Annotated in this window: 19 protein-coding genes; 11 read left to right on the top strand and 8 right to left on the bottom strand. The window is 70.3% G+C overall.

Annotation, left to right across the window (positions count from 1 at the left end; all coding sequences use genetic code 11):
• Positions 1-10 precede the first annotated feature (10 nt).
• The 5 genes from AB4Y78_RS04150 (at position 11) to trxA (ending at position 4,832) form a co-directional block, all read left to right on the top strand.
• A complete protein-coding gene (locus AB4Y78_RS04150; RefSeq protein ID WP_441714039.1) occupies positions 11-1,930 on the top strand; it encodes a hypothetical protein in 1,920 nt (639 codons plus the stop codon).
• 4 nt (positions 1,931-1,934) lie between these two features.
• Positions 1,935-2,564, top strand: coding sequence for an RNA polymerase sigma factor SigM (gene sigM, locus AB4Y78_RS04145; RefSeq protein WP_441714041.1), 630 nt, complete (start codon positions 1,935-1,937; stop codon positions 2,562-2,564).
• On the top strand, positions 2,557-3,318 hold the full coding sequence (locus tag AB4Y78_RS04140) for a hypothetical protein (RefSeq protein WP_007926483.1): 762 nt from the start codon (positions 2,557-2,559) through the stop codon (positions 3,316-3,318). Before sigM ends, AB4Y78_RS04140 begins: the two co-directional genes overlap by 8 nt.
• A 109-nt stretch (positions 3,319-3,427) precedes the next feature.
• A complete protein-coding gene (gene trxB, locus AB4Y78_RS04135; RefSeq protein WP_007926485.1) occupies positions 3,428-4,462 on the top strand; it encodes a thioredoxin-disulfide reductase in 1,035 nt (344 codons plus the stop codon).
• 46 nt (positions 4,463-4,508) lie between these two features.
• On the top strand, positions 4,509-4,832 hold the full coding sequence (gene trxA, locus AB4Y78_RS04130; protein ID WP_259909187.1) for a thioredoxin: 324 nt from the start codon (positions 4,509-4,511) through the stop codon (positions 4,830-4,832).
• A 99-nt stretch (positions 4,833-4,931) separates the two neighbouring features.
• Here trxA and AB4Y78_RS04125 read toward each other — a convergent pair whose 3' ends face one another.
• From AB4Y78_RS04125 to rpmH, 8 genes are all read right to left on the bottom strand, one after another.
• On the bottom strand, positions 4,932-6,035 hold the full coding sequence (locus AB4Y78_RS04125; protein ID WP_441714044.1) for a ParB/RepB/Spo0J family partition protein: 1,104 nt from the start codon (positions 6,033-6,035) through the stop codon (positions 4,932-4,934).
• Positions 6,032-7,045, bottom strand: coding sequence for a ParA family protein (locus AB4Y78_RS04120; protein ID WP_441714046.1), 1,014 nt, complete (start codon positions 7,043-7,045; stop codon positions 6,032-6,034). The genes AB4Y78_RS04125 and AB4Y78_RS04120 overlap by 4 nt, the downstream gene beginning before the upstream one ends.
• 369 nt (positions 7,046-7,414) lie before the next feature.
• Entirely contained in the window at positions 7,415-7,951 is a 537-nt protein-coding gene (gene rsmG, locus AB4Y78_RS04115) for a 16S rRNA (guanine(527)-N(7))-methyltransferase RsmG (RefSeq protein WP_387355514.1), read from the bottom strand.
• An 88-nt stretch (positions 7,952-8,039) separates the two neighbouring features.
• Positions 8,040-8,669, bottom strand: a complete 630-nt coding sequence (locus AB4Y78_RS04110) for a Jag family protein (RefSeq protein WP_441736874.1) — start codon at positions 8,667-8,669, stop codon at positions 8,040-8,042.
• A 51-nt stretch (positions 8,670-8,720) separates the two neighbouring features.
• The gene (gene yidC, locus AB4Y78_RS04105) at positions 8,721-9,758 is read right to left on the bottom strand and encodes a membrane protein insertase YidC (RefSeq protein ID WP_441714050.1); all 1,038 of its coding nucleotides are present in this window, start codon (positions 9,756-9,758) and stop codon (positions 8,721-8,723) included.
• A complete protein-coding gene (yidD, locus tag AB4Y78_RS04100; protein WP_007926493.1) occupies positions 9,755-10,087 on the bottom strand; it encodes a membrane protein insertion efficiency factor YidD in 333 nt (110 codons plus the stop codon). The genes yidC and yidD overlap by 4 nt, the downstream gene beginning before the upstream one ends.
• Complete coding sequence (gene rnpA / locus AB4Y78_RS04095; protein ID WP_007926494.1) at positions 10,084-10,458, bottom strand: ribonuclease P protein component; 375 nt, start codon at positions 10,456-10,458, stop codon at positions 10,084-10,086. The genes yidD and rnpA overlap by 4 nt, the downstream gene beginning before the upstream one ends.
• A 10-nt stretch (positions 10,459-10,468) precedes the next feature.
• The gene (rpmH, locus tag AB4Y78_RS04090) at positions 10,469-10,606 is read right to left on the bottom strand and encodes a 50S ribosomal protein L34 (protein ID WP_007926496.1); all 138 of its coding nucleotides are present in this window, start codon (positions 10,604-10,606) and stop codon (positions 10,469-10,471) included.
• A 444-nt stretch (positions 10,607-11,050) separates the two neighbouring features.
• Here rpmH and dnaA point away from each other — a divergent pair, with 444 nt between their 5' ends.
• The 6 genes from dnaA (at position 11,051) to AB4Y78_RS04060 (ending at position 17,873) form a co-directional block, all read left to right on the top strand.
• Positions 11,051-12,541, top strand: a complete 1,491-nt coding sequence (gene dnaA, locus AB4Y78_RS04085; RefSeq protein WP_259910054.1) for a chromosomal replication initiator protein DnaA — start codon at positions 11,051-11,053, stop codon at positions 12,539-12,541.
• 746 nt (positions 12,542-13,287) lie between these two features.
• Positions 13,288-14,421 carry a DNA polymerase III subunit beta gene (dnaN, locus tag AB4Y78_RS04080; protein ID WP_282070356.1) on the top strand — a complete coding sequence of 378 codons (1,134 nt, stop codon included), beginning with the start codon at positions 13,288-13,290 and terminating at the stop codon, positions 14,419-14,421.
• Between the two features lie 51 nt (positions 14,422-14,472).
• Positions 14,473-15,558, top strand: coding sequence for a phosphogluconate dehydrogenase (NAD(+)-dependent, decarboxylating) (gene gnd, locus AB4Y78_RS04075; RefSeq protein WP_007926504.1), 1,086 nt, complete (start codon positions 14,473-14,475; stop codon positions 15,556-15,558).
• 1 nt (position 15,559) lies between these two features.
• A complete protein-coding gene (recF, locus tag AB4Y78_RS04070) occupies positions 15,560-16,765 on the top strand; it encodes a DNA replication/repair protein RecF (RefSeq protein WP_441714054.1) in 1,206 nt (401 codons plus the stop codon).
• Positions 16,762-17,304: a DUF721 domain-containing protein gene (locus AB4Y78_RS04065; protein WP_259910058.1), complete on the top strand. Its 543-nt coding sequence runs from the start codon at positions 16,762-16,764 to the stop codon at positions 17,302-17,304. The genes recF and AB4Y78_RS04065 overlap by 4 nt, the downstream gene beginning before the upstream one ends.
• A 14-nt stretch (positions 17,305-17,318) precedes the next feature.
• Positions 17,319-17,873: an LURP-one-related/scramblase family protein gene (locus AB4Y78_RS04060; RefSeq protein WP_259910059.1), complete on the top strand. Its 555-nt coding sequence runs from the start codon at positions 17,319-17,321 to the stop codon at positions 17,871-17,873.
• Positions 17,874-17,890: the final 17 nt, after the last annotated feature.

Below are 17,890 nucleotides of genomic sequence, written 5' to 3'. Positions count from 1 at the left end.
CGTGCACGGGGTGAACCCGGGGACCGAGCTCGGTCGATACACGGTCGCATCCCGGATCGAGGAGATCGCGGGCGGCGAGCGCTGGACCGCGAGGGACACGACGCTCGACCGCGACGTGACGCTGCTCGTCATGCCCACCGACGGCGCGAGCACCCCCGCCGCCCTCGACGCGGCACGGCGGGCCGCCGGGGTCGAGGCCGCCCAGCTCGTCCGCATCCTCGACGTCGACACCGAGGGCGACCTGTCCTGGGTCGCCGAGGAGTCGCTCGCCGACGCCCGCACCTACGCCGAGGCCATCGGCACCGACGGACTGCCCGCCGAGGAGGTCCGCCGCATCACCGGCGAGATCGCCACCGGAGTCGAGGCCGCCCGGGCCCGCGGCCTGCACCACCTCGCCCTCACCCCGGACATCGTCCTGCTGACGCACGACGGGCGGGTCAAGGTGCGCGGCCTCGCCACCTCCGCCGCCCTCGCCGGCACCGAGACCGAGGGTGAGGAGGCCGACCGCGACGACGCCCGCGCCATCGTCGCCCTCGCCTACGCCGGCCTCACCGGCACCTGGCCACTGCCCGGCTCGACCAGCCTGCCCGCCGCACCGACGAGCGACGGCGCGCCGACGCCCCCTTCGCACCTCGCGGTGGCCGTCCCAGGCGACCTCGACACCATCTGCCGCGAGACCCTCGGCGACGACACCGGCCCGGACTCGCCCGGCGACTACGCCGCCCAGATCGCGCCGTGGTCCCGCATCCCCCTCGCCGGCGCGGTGCGCACCGGGTCGGCCGACACCCAGGTCGTGCCGACGGTCACTGCGGCGGCGGAGACCCCCGCGACAGCCGCCACCGAGCTCGCCGAGGGCGCCGACCGCGACGAGGACGTCACCCAGACCATCGACACGCGCGGCGACAGCCGCCACACAGTCGTCATCACCCCTGGTCGCGACCTCCCGGCCCACGACGACGGCGAGGCGGCCACCGAGCCCACCACCACGCGATACACCGGGTCCCGGACCGCTGACGGCCAGGAGAGCGAGGACGAGGGCGACGACCACCACGGCGAGCGCCGCGCCGCGGCCGCCGCCGCAGCAGCCGCGGCCGCTGTCGGCGCCGGGGGCAAGGTCATCGGCGACCGCCTCGGCAAGGCCGCACGCACCGCCGGCGACCGCTCCAAGGAGGCGATCCACGACGCCCGCCAGCGCCGTGAGGCCATCCGCAAGGACCAGCGCACCCGCAGCTCGCTCGGCGCCGCGCCCGTCACCGCCGAGCTCGAGGCCCCGGCCCCGCTGCTGCCCGCCTCGGCCGGTGCGCCGCCGAGCCGCAGCCAGTCCAACCTCGTGCTCGCCCTCATGGCGGGCCTCGTGCTCGTCGCGTGCGTCATCGGTGGCCTCGGCTCCTCGCGGATCGGCTCCGGCACCGACCTCGGCAAGATCCTCGGTGGCGACGAGACGACCGCCGCCCAGACCACCCAGTCCTCCGACTCCGGCAGTGAGGGCGACGGCAGCGGCGAACCCTTCGGCATCATCAACGCCGCGGGCTTCGACCCGCCCCCCGGCGACGGGGTGGAGCACAACGCCGAGGTGCAGCGCGTCTACGACGGCAGCCCGCAGACCGTGTGGACGACCGAGGGCTACAACAGCGAGACCTTCGGCGGCGTCAAGCAGGGCGTCGGCATCACCGTCGACCTCGGCCAGGCGCAGAAGATCAGCTCTGTCACCCTCGACCTGCCGACCAGCGCCCAGGCGACCGTCTACGCCGGCGACCAGGCGACCAACTCCGGCACCGAGATCGGCAAGACCGAGGGCCGCACCGGCCAGGTCGTCCTCGAGCCGCAGTCCGAGGTCACGGCGCAGTACGTGACCATCTGGTTCACCTCCCTCGCCCCCTCCGACGACGGCCGCTATCGCGCCAGCCTCGGCGAAGTCACCGTCCGCTGACGCGATGACGACCACGCCCCTCGACGAGGTCGACGACCGGATCCTCCTGCGGCGGCACGTCGCCGGTGACCGAGAGGCCTTCGGTGAGGTCTACCGGCGCCACCGTGACCGCATGTGGGCCGTCGCGGTCGGCGTCTGCGGCGACCGCGAACTGGCCGCCGAGGCCGTCCAGGAGGGCTTCGTGTCGGCCTTCCGTCGGGCCGACTCCTTCCGCGGTGACGCCCAGGTCACGACCTGGCTGCACCGCATCGTCGTCAACGCGAGCATCGACCAGGTCCGCAAGGCGCGGCCCACCGCCGAGCTGACCGACGAGGTCGTCTCGCGTGCACCGGCAGCACCCGACTCCGCGAGCCGGGTCGACACCCGGCTCGCCGTGCACGAGGCGCTGCACAGCCTGCCCGAGGGACAGCGCCTGGCCCTCGTCCTCGTCGACATGCATCGCCTGCCCGTCGCCGAGGCCGCGCAGGTGCTCGACGTCGCGGTGGGCACCGTCAAGTCCCGCTGCGCCCGGGGCCGTGAGGCCCTCGCCGCCGCGCTGGTCGCCGCCGGTTTCACCGACGAGGGAACCTCCGGCGCAGCCGACACGTCAGACACACCAGGCCACACGGACTCGAAGGGAGGTGGCCATGACTGAGGACCAGGACCCCACGGGCATGCGTCACCTGCTGGCCAGCCTCAAGGAGAGTGGACCGATGCCCGCCGACCTCAACAAGCGCATCACCGAGAGCCTCGCGGACGAAGAAGCCGCCCGCCAAGCGCCGTCAGACACCGCCGACGTCGACGGTGACGGTGGGGCGTCGGACACCGACGACACCCCCTTCTGGCGGACGATGGGCGACGCCGGCCCGCGGGGCACCCGGCGGCCCAAGGCGCCGTGGATCCTCGGAGCGGCCGCCGCGATCGTCGTCGCGCTCGGGGTCGGCGGTCTGATGATCAACCGGCTCGACGGCGGCGGGGACACCGCATCCGACGCCGCGCCCACGCAGAGCGCGAAGCAGTCCGCCGGGAGCAGCGAGGCGGCCGGAGACGCGGCCTCGCCCGACGACGAGGTCCCGGCCTTCGTCATCACCGCGAGCGGCCAGGACTACAGCGAGGCGACCGTATCGGACGGCGCATCGCAGCTGCTCGACAACCCCACCGAGTTCCCCGAAAACACCAACGACCGGGCTCTGGGCACGCTGACGACGGCAGCCGGTGCCAGCGACTGCCTCGCCCGACTCGGCGCACCCCAGATGCAGGCCGTCGTCGTCGACGTCGCGAAGTTCGACGGGGAGGACGGTCTGCTCATCGTCGCCCAGAGCCTCCCCGACGGCCCCGCCAAGGCCTGGGCCATCACCTCTGGGTGCGAGCCGATCTGGCCGGACGCCGTCGACCTCACCGAGCAGTGACCTGAGCGGGGGTGCGCCCCGCCCCGGGGAACAGACGGATCTACGATGGCGTTGACCTCTCAGACCGTGCGCGCCCTGTGGCGCCCTCCCCGATCCAAGGACTCTCCTCGTGGCCGACGCCAGCTCCGACATCCGCAATGTCATCATCATCGGCTCCGGCCCGGCGGGCTACACCGCCGCCGTGTACGCCGCCCGGGCCAACCTCCAGCCCCTGATGTTCGAGGGCTCGGTCACCGCAGGCGGAGCACTCATGAACACGACCGATGTCGAAAACTTCCCCGGCTTCACCGACGGCATCATGGGTCCTGACCTCATGCTCGGCATGCGCGCACAGGCCGAGCGCTTCGGCACCGAGATCGTCACCGACGACGTGACCGCCGTCCAGCTCGACGGCCCGGTCAAGGTCGTCACGGACGGCGAAGGGGGCACCCACCGGGCCCACGCCGTCATCCTCGCCATGGGCTCGGCCTACCGCGAGCTCGGGCTGCCCGACGAGAAGCGTCTGTCGGGCCACGGCGTCAGCTGGTGCGCCACCTGCGACGGTTTCTTCTTCCGCGACCAGGACATCGTCGTCGTCGGCGGGGGCGACTCCGCCGTCGAGGAGGCCACCTTCCTCACGAAGTTCGCCCGCTCGGTGACGATCGTCCACCGGCGCGACGAGCTGCGCGCCAGCAAGATCATGGCCGAGCGCGCCCACGGCAACGACAAGATCCGGTTCGCGTGGAACAGCGAGGTCGCGGCGATCCACGGCGACGACAAGGTCACGGGGCTCACCCTTCGCGACACCGTCACCGGCGAGACGCGCGAGATCGAGGCCACCGGCCTCTTCGTCGCGATCGGTCACGACCCGCGCAACGAGCTGCTCAAGGCCACCACCGACGCGACGACCGTCGCACTGGACGAGGAGGGCTACGTCCTCGTCGACGGACGCTCCTCGCGCACCAACGTCGACGGCGTCTTCGCGGCCGGCGACCTCGTCGACCACACCTACCGTCAGGCCATCACGGCGGCCGGCTCCGGCTGCGCCGCGGCCCTCGACGCCGAGCGCTGGCTCGCCGCCCGCGAGGAGGCCGGCCTGCCCGCCGAGGACCAGGCCCTCACCGCGCAGGACAACCCCGTCGCCGGCACCGTCGGCGCCCGCTGACCCACCGATCCACCACCGACCCGTCACCGAGAGACAAGGACCCGACATGGCGACCACGCCGACCACCGATGCCACCTTCGAGCAGGACGTCCTCAAGAGCGACATCCCCGTCCTCGTCGACTTCTGGGCGACCTGGTGCGGCCCGTGCCGCGCCGTGGCCCCGGTCCTCGAGGAGCTGTCCGGCCAGTACGACGGCAAGCTGAAGATCGTCAAGCTCGACACCGACGCCAACCCGCAGACGACCGCGAAGTACGGCATCACCTCGATCCCGTCCATGTACGTCTTCCAGGGTGGCGAGGTCGTCAAGACGATCGTCGGTGCCGTCCCGAAGCCCAAGCTCGTCAAGGAGCTCGACCCCTTCGTCGCCTGAGTCTGACGAATTTGGCTGTGGCACAACGGCATTGATCCGAGCGTCACACACACGAGAGGCCCCGCGGCGCTGCCGCGGGGCCTCTCGTCGTCAGAGGCGTCAGTCGATGTCGGCCTCGACGCCCATCTGCCCGAGGACGCGCTCGAGGTCCTCCATCGACGCGAACTCGATCGTCATCCGTCCCTTGCGCTGACCGAGGTTGATCTTCACCCGGGTGTCGAGCCGGTCGCTGAGACGGCCGGCGAGATCGTCGAGCTGCGGGCTGTACCGGCCCGCCCGGGGGGCGGATCGGCGCGGCTTCTCCGGGTCCATGCCGAGGGCCACGATCTCCTCGACGGTGCGGACCGACAGCCCCTCGGCGACGATGCGCTGGGCGAGTCGCTCCATCTGCTCACCGTCGTCGAGTGTCAGCAGGGCCCGGGCGTGGCCTGCGCTGAGGACCCCGGCAGCGACCCGACGAGCCACGAGTGGGGGCAGCCGCAGCAGACGCAGGGTGTTGGAGATCTGCGGGCGGGAGCGCCCGATCCGCCCGGCGAGCTCCTCCTGTGTGCATCCGAAGTCGTCGAGCAGCTGCTGGTAGGCCGCCGCCTCCTCGAGGACGTTGAGGTTGCTCCGATGGAGGTTTTCGAGCAGTGCGTCCCGCAGGAGGGCGTCGTCCTCCGTAGCCTTGATGATGGCCGGGACCGTCTCCTTGCCGGCCGCGATGCTGGCCCGCCACCGGCGCTCGCCCATGATGAGCTCGTACTCGAGGCCGTCCTCGGCGGTGACGCGCCGGACCACGATGGGCTGAAGGACACCGATCTCACGGATCGAGTGGACCAGCTCGGACATGTCGTCCTCGTCGAAGACGGTGCGGGGCTGCTTGGGGTTGGGGCGGATGGCCGCCACGGGAACCTCAGCATAAGTCGCTCCGGGCACCGGTGCGAGGCCGTCTGGAGCCGTCTGCTCCGCGGGCGCTTCCTGCTCCTGCGAAATACCGCTTGTCGGGGCATCCGGGACGACGGTCTTCGACGAGTCGGCACCCTCATCCGACGCGGAGTGCTGCTCCGCCACCATGCCGGCAACCGTGTTGGGGACCGTCGGGGTCCGCTCCTGGTCTCGGAAGAAGACGTCCACGGGGCGCTCGGTGCCCCGTCCTGCCGTCCCGGCGTCAGGGATCAGGGCTCCCAGGCCCCGCCCGAGACCGCGTCGCTTCTCGCTCATGCTTCTTCCTTCATCTCGGCGCCACGGTGGGCGATCTCGGCGGCGGCTGCCCGGTACGAACGGGCCCCCGTGCTCTGCGGGTCGTAGGTGATGACGGTCTGGCCATGGCTCGGAGCCTCGGACACGCGGACCGATCGCGGGACGGTGGCCTCGAGCACCTGACTGGCGAAGTGCTCCCGCACCTCGTCGGCCACCTGCGCCGACAGCCGGGTGCGAGCGTCGTACATCGTCAGCAGGATCGTCGACACGTGGAGGTCCTGGTTGAGATGCGTCTTGATGAGCTGGATGTTGTTGAGGAGCTGGCTCAGCCCCTCGAGGGCGTAGTACTCGCACTGGATCGGGATGAGGACCTCGTCGGCGGCGACGAAGGCGTTGACCGTCAACAGACCCAGGCTCGGGGGGCAGTCGATGATGACGTAGTCGATCCGGGCCACACCGGCCTCGGCACGCTCCACCATCCACCGGTCGATCGCCTTGCTCATGCGGCTCTCCCGGGCAACGAGGGAGACCAGCTCGATCTCCGCTCCCGCCAGGTCGATCGTCGCGGGCACGCACCACAGGTTGTCCACATCCGGACACGCCTGGATGACGTCAGAGATCGCGGTGCCGTCGACGAGGACGTCGTAGACGCTGGGGACCTCGGAGTGGTGGTCAATGTTGAGCGCCGTGCTCGCATTGCCCTGCGGGTCGGTGTCGATGAGGAGGACGTGGAGCCCGGCCTCGGCGAGCGCGGCAGCGATGTTGACCGCCGTCGTCGTCTTGCCTACACCACCCTTCTGGTTCGACACCGTCATGATCCGCGGCCTCGACGGGCGAGGGAGCGTTGGCGGCTCGTCCGCGGCGGGGCGGGCGGCGCCCTGCGTCTCGTCGATCTCCGGCACGGCTACCTCGTGGGTCGGGGCGGGTTCCGCCAGGGACACGGGGTCGGTCACGTCGTCCACAGGTGCCGCGTCGAGGGGTGGTGCAGCCGCACCCACCACCTCGTCGGCGATCCAGCCGACAGGTGCCATAGCCGCCGGTGTCTCCAGACCCGGCCATCCGATCCCCGGGGCAACGGTTCGTGCTGGTGTCACCGAGACATTCCTCCTGTGGGCATGCGAGCCCCGCCATCCAACCCCAGCGGGGGCCGACACGCCAAACGCGCGTGGTCGTTGTGGATGACAGACTCGTCATGCACAGGGATGTCCACATGTCGTGCACAGCCGTCTGGGGATGGCGCCGTGTTTCACGTGAAACGCGAGAGGTCGACGGTGGCGCCATGGAGCCTGCTGCTTCGGAGTGCAGCTGGGGCCGCTGATCCTCCGGACCCGGGCGTGACACGACCGCGACCCGTTTCACGTGTTTCACGTGAAACGGGCCGCGAGTGAGTCCGATGAGAGCTAGCTGCCCCGCACCGAGCAGTCCACGGTGACTGTCGGCTCGTCCAGGATGTCCGCACCGTGCGGCGTGACCTCGCTTGCTGTCACTCCCAGTCGCCGTAGCACCTTCGCCGCCGTAGCGATCTCATCCGCTGCCGATCGCCCCTTCATGGCAACCATGTGACCACCGGGGTCGACGAGAGGGACACACCATCGGGCGAGCTTGTCGAGACGGGCCACAGCCCGCGCCGTGACGAAGGGAGCCGACAGCTGGCCGTGGAACTCCTCGGCGCGACCACGGTGGACGGTCACGTTGTCGAGGTCGAGCTCGCGGGTCGTGTGCTCGAGCCATTCCGTCCGTCGGAGCATCGGCTCGACGAGATGGACATCGAGGTCGGGTCGAGCGATCGCCACAGCGAGACCGGGCAGACCTGCGCCCGACCCCACGTCGATGACACGGGCGTCTCGACTGAACGCGTCCTCGATGACGGCACAGTTGAGGACGTGGCGCTCCCACAGGATGGGCACCTCGCGCGGACCGATGAGTCCGTGGCTCACACCCGTGTCCGCGAGGATGGCGACAAAGGCCTCGGCGCGCGGACGGGGGGATCTCAGCGGTCATGACCGGGCCGTTTCACGTGAAACGTCACGCATCGGCGGAGTCGGCGGCGGCCGAGTCCGAGGTCGATGCGTCGGTCGACTGGTCGCCGGCAGCCGCCTCAGCGGGGTACACGACAACGTAGCGCCGGGGCTCCGTACCCGAGGAGTCCGAGACGAGGCCCGCAGCCAGCACCTCGTCGTGGACGACCTTGCGCTCGAAGGCGCTCATCGGCTCCAGGTCCACCGACTCGCCGGAAGACTTCACGGTGTCGATCGCCTGCTGCGCCAGCTCGACGAGCTCGGCACGACGAGCGGCGCGGTGGCCCGCGACGTCGAGCATGAGGCGGCTGCGGTCGCCGGTCGCCGACTGCACGGCGAGGCGGGTCAGCTCCTGCAACGCCTCGAGCACCTTGCCGTCCTGGCCGACGAGCCGCCGTGGGACCCGACCTTCGTCCGAGTCGACGACCGCCACGGCCGCGCGGTCTCCGTCGATGTCGAGGTCGATGTCGCCGTCCAGGTCGGCGATGTCGAGGAGCGTCTCGAGGAAGTCGGCCGCGACCTCCCCCTCCCGCTCCAGCAGCTCACGACGCGAACGCTTCGGCGCCGCCGTCTCGGGGGTGGGGGTCTCCGTGGTCTCCGGCTCGGCCGCGACCTCGGTCATGGGGGTCTCACTCATGGTGCTTCTCCTGCGTGTGGCGGGCGGTCGTCCAACGAGGGACGACCGAGGTCAGTTGTCGGTCTTGGGCTTCTGCTCGCTCACGGCAGAGCCACCCGACTTCGGCGGCGGGCCGCCCTTCTTCTTGGCCCGCTTCTTGGAGGTGGGCTGCTGGCGCTGACCAGAGATCACGCCCTTCGCCGTCAGCTCCTCGGCCATCTCGGCGTCGTGAGCCCGCTCGCGCGCCTCCTCGGGGGTGTCGAGCGGCTTACCCGCCTTCCGGCGACGGTCCTGCATCGCCTTCTCCGCGGCGGAGCCGGGCGCCGGCATGCGACGGATGACGTAGAACTGCTGGCACATCGTCCACACGTTGGTCGTGAACCAGTAGATGAGGACACCGATCGGGAAGTAGACGCCGGAGACGGCGAAGATGATCGGGAAGAGGTACAGCATGATCTTCTGCTGCTGCGCGAACTGACCCTCGAGCGCGGCAGCCGGCATGTTCTTGCGCATCAGCTGGTACTGCGTCGTGAAGGTCGTCAGCGACATGAGGATGATGAGCGTGATCGTCACGATCTTGACGCTCAGGCCCCCGTCCGTGCCCAGGAACTGGGCCGACAGCTGGGCTCCGAAGATCGTGGACGACTCGGCCTGGGCCGCGACCTCCTGGGTGATCGGGCCGATGCCGCTCTTGGTACCGGCACCGATCTCGTCGAGGCTGTTGAGCACCCGGAAGAGGCCGAAGAAGAAGGGCATCTGCGCGAAGATCGGCAGGCAGGACGCGAAGGGGTTGGTCCCGCTGTCCTTGTAGAGCGCCATCGTCTCTTCCGTCATCTTCTGACGGGAGTCCGGGTCGTTCTTGCCCTTGTACTTCGCCTGGATCTTCGCCATCTCGGGCTGGATGAGCTGCATCTTGCGCGAGGCGTGGATCTGCTTGACGAAGAGCGGGATGAGCGCCGCCCGCATGACGACGACGAGGCCGACGATGGACAGCGTCCAGGTCCACCCGCTCGCCTCCGGCAGGCCGATCGCGGTGAGTGCGCCGTGCCACAGATGCATGATCCAGGCGACGAGCCACTCGAAGGGGTACATGATGTCGCTGAAGCTCACGTGGTGAACGTCCTTCGGTCGGTGACGCCGGTGTCGACGTCGTCGTCGTCGCGCTCGACATCGGCGAAGCGCGGACGCGCCAGGTCAGGCGAGCCGCGCTGCGCCCAGGTGTCGGGCACGTGGTCGATGCCCCCGGCGGACCAGGGGTTGCACCGCACGATGCGGTGCACGGTCAGGTAGCTGCCCCGCACGAGGCCGAACCTGCGCAGGGCGGTCAGACCGTAGGCCGAGCAGCTCGGGAAGTAGCGGCAGCTCTGGGGCAGCAGTGGCGAGACGAGCAGCTGGTAGCCGCGCACGAGGCCGATGAGTGGCAGCGCGAGCACCTTCATGCCCGGTCCCCGTCGAGGAGGTGACGCAGGCAGTGTCGAAGGGCGTCACCCAGCTCGTGCGAGTCAGCGGCGGCTGCAGCCGGGTTGGCCCGGATGACCACGTCGGCTCCGGCCGGCAGGCCGCCGATCAGCTCGGCGGCCTGGGCCCGCAGACGGCGCTTCACCCGGGTCCGGGTCACGGCGTTGCCCACCGCTTTGGACACGACGAGACCGACGCGCGGGGAGTCATCTCCTCGGGCGTCGGTCTGGGTCGAGTCCGCCACACGGGCATGGACCACGAGCAGCCTGGAACCGTGGCGCTTGGCGCCGCGTCCCCGGATGGTTGCCGCGAAGTCCGCGCGGTCCGTCAGGCGGTGCCGCGCGGGCAGCACCAGCGGCTCGTCAGGCGGAGAGCTTGGAGCGGCCCTTGGCGCGGCGGTTGGACAGGATGGCCCGGCCGGCGCGGGTCCGCATGCGCAGACGGAAGCCGTGCGTCTTGGCGCGGCGACGGTTGTTGGGCTGGAAGGTGCGCTTGCTCATGGCAGTCTCCGATGGGTCGGTGGGCCGGTGGGCCCGGTGCTGAAGTCCTCTACGCCCTTCGGCCGCGATCGGAAGCCCACCTCGCTCACCGGGGGGCCAGCGGGATGATGGGCATGCGAAAGCGTCCGACAGGCCGACGACCACGGTACGGGACGCCGCCACAGAGGGTCAAACCCACGACGATCGGCCGGTGTCGGTGGGCCAACCGCATGACGATGCCTGCGTCGGCGGCCCCGGACGAGGCGACACGCCGATGACGGCACGATTGCCGGTCCGATCGGCTTGCCCCGGCCCGCTCGGGTTGTTAGCGTCAGCGCACCTGCCCCACATGTATACCCACAGTCTGTGGACAACGATGTGGATGATCCGCCGTCACCGGGGCAGGATGAGAGCTGACAGGGAATCGATCGGCCAGCGAGCCGCAGGAATTTGAGGTGTGCGCCCGTGGCCGACGAGGTCGACTTCGGTGAGGTGTGGCGCACCACCCTCGAGTCCCTGGACGCCGACGGTGTCCCCGTCACGCGTCGCGCCTTCCTCAGCATGGCCCGCCTCGTCGGACTCCTCGACGACACCGCCCTGATCGCCGTCCCCGACGACTTCTCGAAGAACTTCGTCGAGCAGCGTCTGCGCCGCCACGTCACCCAGGCCCTCTCCGAGCAGCTCGGGCGTCAGATCCGCCTCGCGGTGACCGTCGACCCCGACCTCGCCGACGGTGAGCCGCTCCCGCCGACCCAGGGTCTCGACCCGGAGCCGGCTGCTCCCGCGGAGACGACCGCCCCCCGACCCCAGGGCCTGTCGTCGACCCTGCCCGTCGAGGACCGCGACGACGGCCTCGTCGACGAGGACCCCGAGCCGGCACCCGTGCGACCGCGTCGCGGGCGGCCCGAGCCCGAGCAGGTCGAGCTGACCCGGCTCAACCCGAAGTACATCTTCGACACCTTCGTCATCGGCGCGAGCAACCGCTTCGCCCACGCCGCAGCGGTCGCGGTCGCCGAGGCCCCGGCCAAGGCGTACAACCCGCTCTTCATCTACGGCGAGTCCGGCCTGGGCAAGACCCACCTGCTCCACGCGATCGGGCACTACGCCCGCAGCCTCTACCCCCACGTCAAGGTGCGGTACGTGAACTCCGAGGAGTTCACCAACGACTTCATCAACAGCATCCGCGACGACAAGGCGGCCAACTTCCAGCGTCGCTACCGCGATGTCGACGTCCTGCTCATCGACGACATCCAGTTCCTGCAGGGCAAGATGCAGACGCAGGAGGAGTTCTTCCACACCTTCAACACGCTGCACAACGCCAACAAGCAGGTCGTCATCACCTCTGACGTCGCTCCGAAACTCCTCTCGGGCTTCGAGGAGCGGATGCGCAGCCGCTTCGAGTGGGGCCTGCTCACCGACGTGCAGCCGCCTGACCTCGAGACCCGCATCGCGATCCTGCGCAAGAAGGCCATCCAGGAAAAGCTCTCCGTCCCGGCGGACGTCCTGGAGTTCATCGCCAGTCGGATCAGCACCAACATCCGCGAGCTCGAGGGTGCGCTCATCCGCGTCACCGCCTTTGCCAGCCTCAACCGTCAGCCGGTCGACATCGGGCTCGCCCAGATCGTCCTCAAGGACCTCATCCCCAACGAGCAGTCGAGCGAGATCTCGAGCGCGACGATCATGGCGCAGACGGCCGACTACTTCGGGCTGAGCATCGAGGACCTGCAGAGCGCCTCACGCACCCGGTTGCTCGTCACCGCGCGCCAGATCGCCATGTACCTGTGCCGCGAGCTCACCGACATGTCTCTGCCCAACATCGGCAAGCAGTTCGGCGGCCGCGACCACACGACGGTCATGCACGCCGAGCGCAAGATCCGTGAGCTCATGGGCGAGCGGCGGGCGATCTACAACCAGGTCACCGAGCTGACGAACCGGATCAAGCAGCAGGCCGGCTGACGATCGATCACTATCGGTCGATCTATCCCCCAGCAGATATTCATGGATACACGCGCATCGCTCGTTGTCCACAGGCTTCTCCCCAGCTGTGTGCCACCCGAGATCCGGGCGTGATCTCGCGGGACCCCCTCCCTTCGTCCACATGTCCCCAAGGTGTGGACAACCTTGTGCATACCCGGAAGCACCCGAAAAGTCGGGGTACGGCGAGCCTCGTCCACACCACGTCCCCCGCTCGTCCACACCCTGGCCCGGCGCGCGCGGTGCCGAGGGGCTGGCCACTCCCTTCGGACGCCTGGAGGTGGCCCCAGACCACCGGATCTACCCACAACCGGGTGAGGACGACGCTGTGCACGACGTGTGCACGACGAGGGCCCACTGGTGACGACGCATCTCCACCCACAGCACCCCTCTGTCGTGCACGTCGTCATCCACGGCGTTGTCCACAGCTGTGTACCGCCAGATCTCGGGCCAGAACCCACTTGTCCACGAGATCCACACCGCCTATGACAACGATGAGTCCTCTCTCCATCCGATCCCTCCCCCACGCATGACGGTGGCCCGATCTGTGGACCACGCCCGGACGACGAATGACAAGGCGACCCGCAGTCGCCGACCGGGCGCTCGACCGCGTAATGTCTGGAGCCCATGCGTGTGCGCACGTCCGACGTGTCATTCGCCATGGGCACCACCGAAGAACGTGTCATCCATCCAGCTCCCTCACGGGCGCGCCGAAGGGTAGGTCTGTCGTGAAGTTCCGCGTCGAGCGCGATGTGCTGGCCGAGGCGGTCACCTGGGTGGCCCGCGGTCTGCCGAACCGACCTCCGGTCCCCGTCCTCGCAGGTGTCCTCGTCGAGGCCAGCGACGAGGGCACGATCACGCTCTCGACCTTCGACTACGAGGTCTCGGCACGGATCACCGTCGCCGCCGAGGTCTCCGAGCCCGGGACCGTGCTCGTCCTCGGCCGCCTGCTCGCCGACATCTCCCGCAACCTGCCGGGCAAGCCGGTCGACGTCACCACGGACGGCGCCAAGGTCCAGGTGACCTGCGGCAGCTCGCGCTTCGCCCTCCTCCAGATGCCGGCCGACGAGTACCCGACCCTGCCGACGAGCCCCGAGGCCAGCGGCAGCATCGACGGCACCGCCTTCACCCAGGCCGTCCAGCAGGTGCAGATCGCGGCCGACCGCGGCGACACCCTGCCGATCCTCACCGGCGTGCGCGTCGAGATCGAGGGCGAGAAGGTCACCCTGCTCGCCACAGACCGCTACCGCCTCGCGATGCGCGAGCTCACCTGGCAGCCCAATGCCTCCGATGCCAGCCACATCGCGCTCATCCCGGCCCGGACCCTGTCCGACACCGCCAAGGCCCTCGGTGCCGCCGGCTCCATCGAGGTCTCCCTCGGTGCCGCGGCGGGAGGCTCCGGTCTCGTCGGCTTCGAGGCCGGCCAGCGACACACGACGAGTCGTCTGCTCGACGGCGAGTACCCCAAGGTCGCCAAGATCTTCCCGAGCTCGAGCGAGACCGAGGCGGTCGTCGACACCGAGCTGCTCACCGAGGCCGTCAAGCGCGTCGCTCTCGTCACCGAGCGCAACACGCCGGTGCGGCTGAAGTTCACCGACGGCCAGGTGACGATCGAGGCCGGCACCGGCGACGACGCCCAGGCCTCGGAGGCCGTCGAGGCCGCCGTCGACGGGCCCGACATCGAGGTCGCCTTCAACCCCGGCTACCTCCTCGATGGGCTCGGCGTGCTCGGCACCAACTTCACCCGGCTCTCCTTCACCGCTCCCCTCAAGCCGGCGATGATCACCGGCCAGGAGAGCCAGGACGGCGAGATGGACACCTCCTACCGCTACGTCCTGCAGCCGGTGCGTCTCGCCGGCTGACCTCCCTTCGTCCTGCACCCCAGGGCGACCCCCGACAGGAAGGCACTCGTCATGCAGCTCGGTCTCATCGGTCTGGGCAAGATGGGCGGCAACATGCGCGAGCGTGTGCGCCGTGCCGGTCACGAGGTCGTCGGTTACGACACCAACCCCGAGGTCTCCGACGTCGAGTCCGTGCAGGCCATGGTCGAGGCGCTGCAGACCCCGCGCGTCGTCTGGGTCATGGTGCCGGCGGGCGAGGTGACCCGGGCGGTCATCGCCGACCTCGCTGAGCGGCTCGAGCCCGGTGACCTCGTCATCGATGGTGGCAACTCCCGATTCAGCGACGACGGCCCCAATGCCGAGCTGCTCGGCACGAAGGGGGTCGGGTACCTCGACTGCGGCGTCTCCGGCGGCATCTGGGGCCTGGACAACGGCTACGGCCTCATGGTCGGTGGCGACGCCGCGCACGTCGAGCAGGCGATGCCGATCTTCGATGCGCTGCGTCCCGAGGGGCCGCGCGACGAGGGCTTCGTCCACGCGGGCGCCGTGGGTGCCGGTCACTACGTGAAGATGGTGCACAACGGCATCGAGTACGGCCTGATGCACGCCTACGCCGAGGGCTACGAGCTGCTCGAGAAGAAGGACATCGTCACCGACGTCCCCGGCGCCTTCAAGGCGTGGAGCCGCGGCACCGTCGTGCGCTCCTGGCTGCTCGACCTCATGGTCAAGGCCCTCGAGGAAAATCCCGACCTCGACGACGTCAGCGACTACACCGCCGACTCGGGAGAGGGCCGCTGGACCGTTGAGGAGGGCATCGCCAACTCCGTGCCGATGCCGGTCATCTCAGCCTCGCTCTTCGCGCGCTTCGCCTCCCGTCAGCAGGTGAGCCCCGCGATGCAGGCGGTCGCCGCGCTGCGCGGCCAGTTCGGCGGCCACCAGGTGATGACCGTCGCCGAGGGCGAGGACCTGCGTGCCGAGGCGGCGAAGGGCGTGGCCTCGCCCGCCGCGAGCCGGGCCCAGGAGGACAAGAAGATCGACAAGCCGGCGGCCCCCGCCGAGGCCGCGCAGGGGGATGCCGCCGACGCGGGCCCCACGTCGGGTACGCAGAGCACGGGTGGGTCGCCGGGACCGACGAGCGGGTCCGGGTCGACCGAGTGACGTGCACGTCCGTCACCTGAGCATCGGGGACTTCCGCAGCTATCCGAGCGCCGAGCTGGCACTCGAGCCGGGCGTCAGCACTCTCGTCGGGCTCAACGGCCAGGGCAAGACCAACCTCGTCGAGGCCATCGGCTACGTCGCCTCCCTCTCCAGTCACCGGGTCGCGACCGACCAGCCGCTCGTGCGCTTCGGCGCGGACCGGGCGATCGTGCGGTGCGCTGTCGTCCGCGACGGTCGCGAGAGCCTTGTCGAGCTCGAGATCACCCCGGGCAAGGCCAACCGGGCCAAGCTCAACCGCTCGCCGCTGCCGCGGACCCGCGACGTGCTCGGCACGCTGCGCACGGTGCTCTTCGCGCCGGAGGACCTGGCGCTCGTCAAGGGCGACCCGGGTGAGCGGCGGCGCTTCCTCGACGACCTCCTCGTGCAGCGTCAGCCCCGCTGGGCCGGGGTGCGCTCCGACTACGACAAGATCCTCAAGCAGCGCGGTGCCCTGCTGAAGTCGGCAGCCTCGCTCCTCGGTGGCCGCCGGGGGCGGGGGCGACGCAGCGCCTCGGTACCGGAGGGCGTCGACCCGCGGGAGGCCGCCGAGGAGGCGGTGCGCACCCTCGACATCTGGGACGACCACCTGGCGACGGTCGGCAGCCAGCTGCTCTACGCGCGACTGCGGCTGCTGCGTGACCTCGTGCCGCACCTGCAGGAGGCCTACCGCGAGGTGAGCGCCAACCAGTCGGAGGCGACTGCCGTCTACCGCAGCTCGCTGCACGATGCGGGGGCCGAGGCGATCGCCGGCGGCGCGGTGCCCGAGCCGGACGAGCTGCGCACCATGCTCCTGGAGACGCTGGCGGAGCGGCGCAGCCAGGAGATCGAGCGGGGGGTCAACCTCGTCGGCCCCCACCGTGACGACCTCGTGCTCGGGTTGGGCGAGATGCCGGCGAAGGGGTACGCGAGCCACGGTGAGTCGTGGTCCTTCGCCCTCGGTCTGCGGCTGGCGGCCTACCACCTGCTGCGGCACGACCTGGGCGACGACCCGGTGCTCGTGCTCGACGACGTCTTCGCCGAGCTGGACTCCGGGCGGCGCGAGCGGCTGGCCGCGATGATCGCCGACTGCGAGCAGGTGCTCATCACCGCTGCCGTGCCCGAGGACGTGCCCGAGGGGCTGGCCGGCCGCACCTACGCGGTGAGTCTCGGCGAGGTGTCCGCCCCATGAGCGAAGGGGAGGTCCCGCCCCCTTCGTCGGAGGGCGAGGTGGAGGGGCCGCAGGAGCAGGACGCCGCCGCAGCGGCACTGGCCCGGGCCCGCGCCGTGGCGGCGGGCAAGGGGCTGCGCCCGGGGATGAAGCCGCGCCGCAAGCGGAAGTGGCAGCCGCAGGGGGTGCTGTCCTTCGGCGGCCGCGACCCGCAGACCATCGGTGACCAGGTCGAGCGACTCGTCGGCGACCGCGGTTGGCAGGTCGACGTCGCCGCCGGGTCGGTCATGGGCAGGTGGTCGGAGATCGTCGGTCGTGAGGTGGCCGAGCACTGCGAGCCGGTGACCTTCGAGGCCGGGGTGCTGTCGGTGCGTGCCGACTCGACGGCCTGGGCAACCCAGATCCGGCTGCTGTCGAGCACCCTGCTCGGGCGGATCACCGACTCCGTGGGGCCGGACGTCGTCCACGAGATCCGGGTGCACGGGCCGAGCGCCCCGTCGTGGTCGCGGGGTCCGCGGCGCACGAGCGACGGTCGGGGCCCTCGGGACACGTACGGGTAGAGCACACTGGGCACATGGGGATCCTGCAGACCGATGCCATCGTCCTGGACCAGGTGCGGTCATTCCTGAGCAACGACTTCGCGATCCACGACCTCACCGGGCAGCCGGTCGGGCGGATCGTCACAGAGGGTGGTGCGGGATCGCGGCTGCTCATGGGCAACCGGCAGCTGGCGATCGTCGACAGCGACGGGACCCTCCTCATGCGGCTCGTCGACCCGCCCAACCTCGGTCTCGACCGCTTCGAGGTGCTCGACGGGCACGGCAACCTCGTCGCGCGCATCGTCAAGGAGTTCACCCTCTTCAAGAAGGCGCTGCGCATCGAGCTGACGACCGGCCCGCAGCTGCGCCTGGACGGTTCCCTCTTCGACCACGAGTTCAGCGTGACCGGGCCGGGTGGGGTGGCCGCGACGGTGAGCAGGCACTGGCCGGGCGTCACCCAGGTCTTCCTCGGGCGTGAGCGCTACGTCCTCGGCTTCAGCCCTCAGGTGCCGGCCCCCGAAAAGCTCGGGACGATCGGCGCCGTCATCGCGCTCGACCTCATCCGGGCCAAGCAGCGCAACAACGGCTGAGCGTACGCCTGCACGGT

Source organism: Janibacter sp. RAF52 (genome assembly GCF_052114035.1).
Lineage (GTDB): Bacteria > Actinomycetota > Actinomycetes > Actinomycetales > Dermatophilaceae > Janibacter > Janibacter hoylei.
The sequence above is the reverse complement of the archived record's forward strand: the minus strand, read 5'-3'. Positions and strand labels throughout refer to the sequence as shown.

Bases quoted from the DNA above. Each gene is read 5' to 3' on its own strand.
- sigM (WP_441714041.1), top strand. From the start codon at position 1,935: ATGACGACCACGCCCCTCGACGAGGTCGACGACCGGATCCTCCTGCGG.
- AB4Y78_RS04140 (WP_007926483.1), top strand. From the start codon at position 2,557: ATGACTGAGGACCAGGACCCCACGGGCATGCGTCACCTGCTGGCCAGC.
- trxA (WP_259909187.1), top strand. From the start codon at position 4,509: ATGGCGACCACGCCGACCACCGATGCCACCTTCGAGCAGGACGTCCTC.
- AB4Y78_RS04125 (WP_441714044.1), bottom strand. From the start codon at position 6,035: ATGAGCGAGAAGCGACGCGGTCTCGGGCGGGGCCTGGGAGCCCTGATC.
- AB4Y78_RS04120 (WP_441714046.1), bottom strand. From the start codon at position 7,045: ATGGCACCTGTCGGCTGGATCGCCGACGAGGTGGTGGGTGCGGCTGCA.
- AB4Y78_RS04110 (WP_441736874.1), bottom strand. From the start codon at position 8,669: ATGAGTGAGACCCCCATGACCGAGGTCGCGGCCGAGCCGGAGACCACG.
- yidD (WP_007926493.1), bottom strand. From the start codon at position 10,087: ATGAAGGTGCTCGCGCTGCCACTCATCGGCCTCGTGCGCGGCTACCAG.
- rpmH (WP_007926496.1), bottom strand. From the start codon at position 10,606: ATGAGCAAGCGCACCTTCCAGCCCAACAACCGTCGCCGCGCCAAGACG.
- gnd (WP_007926504.1), top strand. From the start codon at position 14,473: ATGCAGCTCGGTCTCATCGGTCTGGGCAAGATGGGCGGCAACATGCGC.
- AB4Y78_RS04065 (WP_259910058.1), top strand. From the start codon at position 16,762: ATGAGCGAAGGGGAGGTCCCGCCCCCTTCGTCGGAGGGCGAGGTGGAG.
- AB4Y78_RS04060 (WP_259910059.1), top strand. From the start codon at position 17,319: ATGGGGATCCTGCAGACCGATGCCATCGTCCTGGACCAGGTGCGGTCA.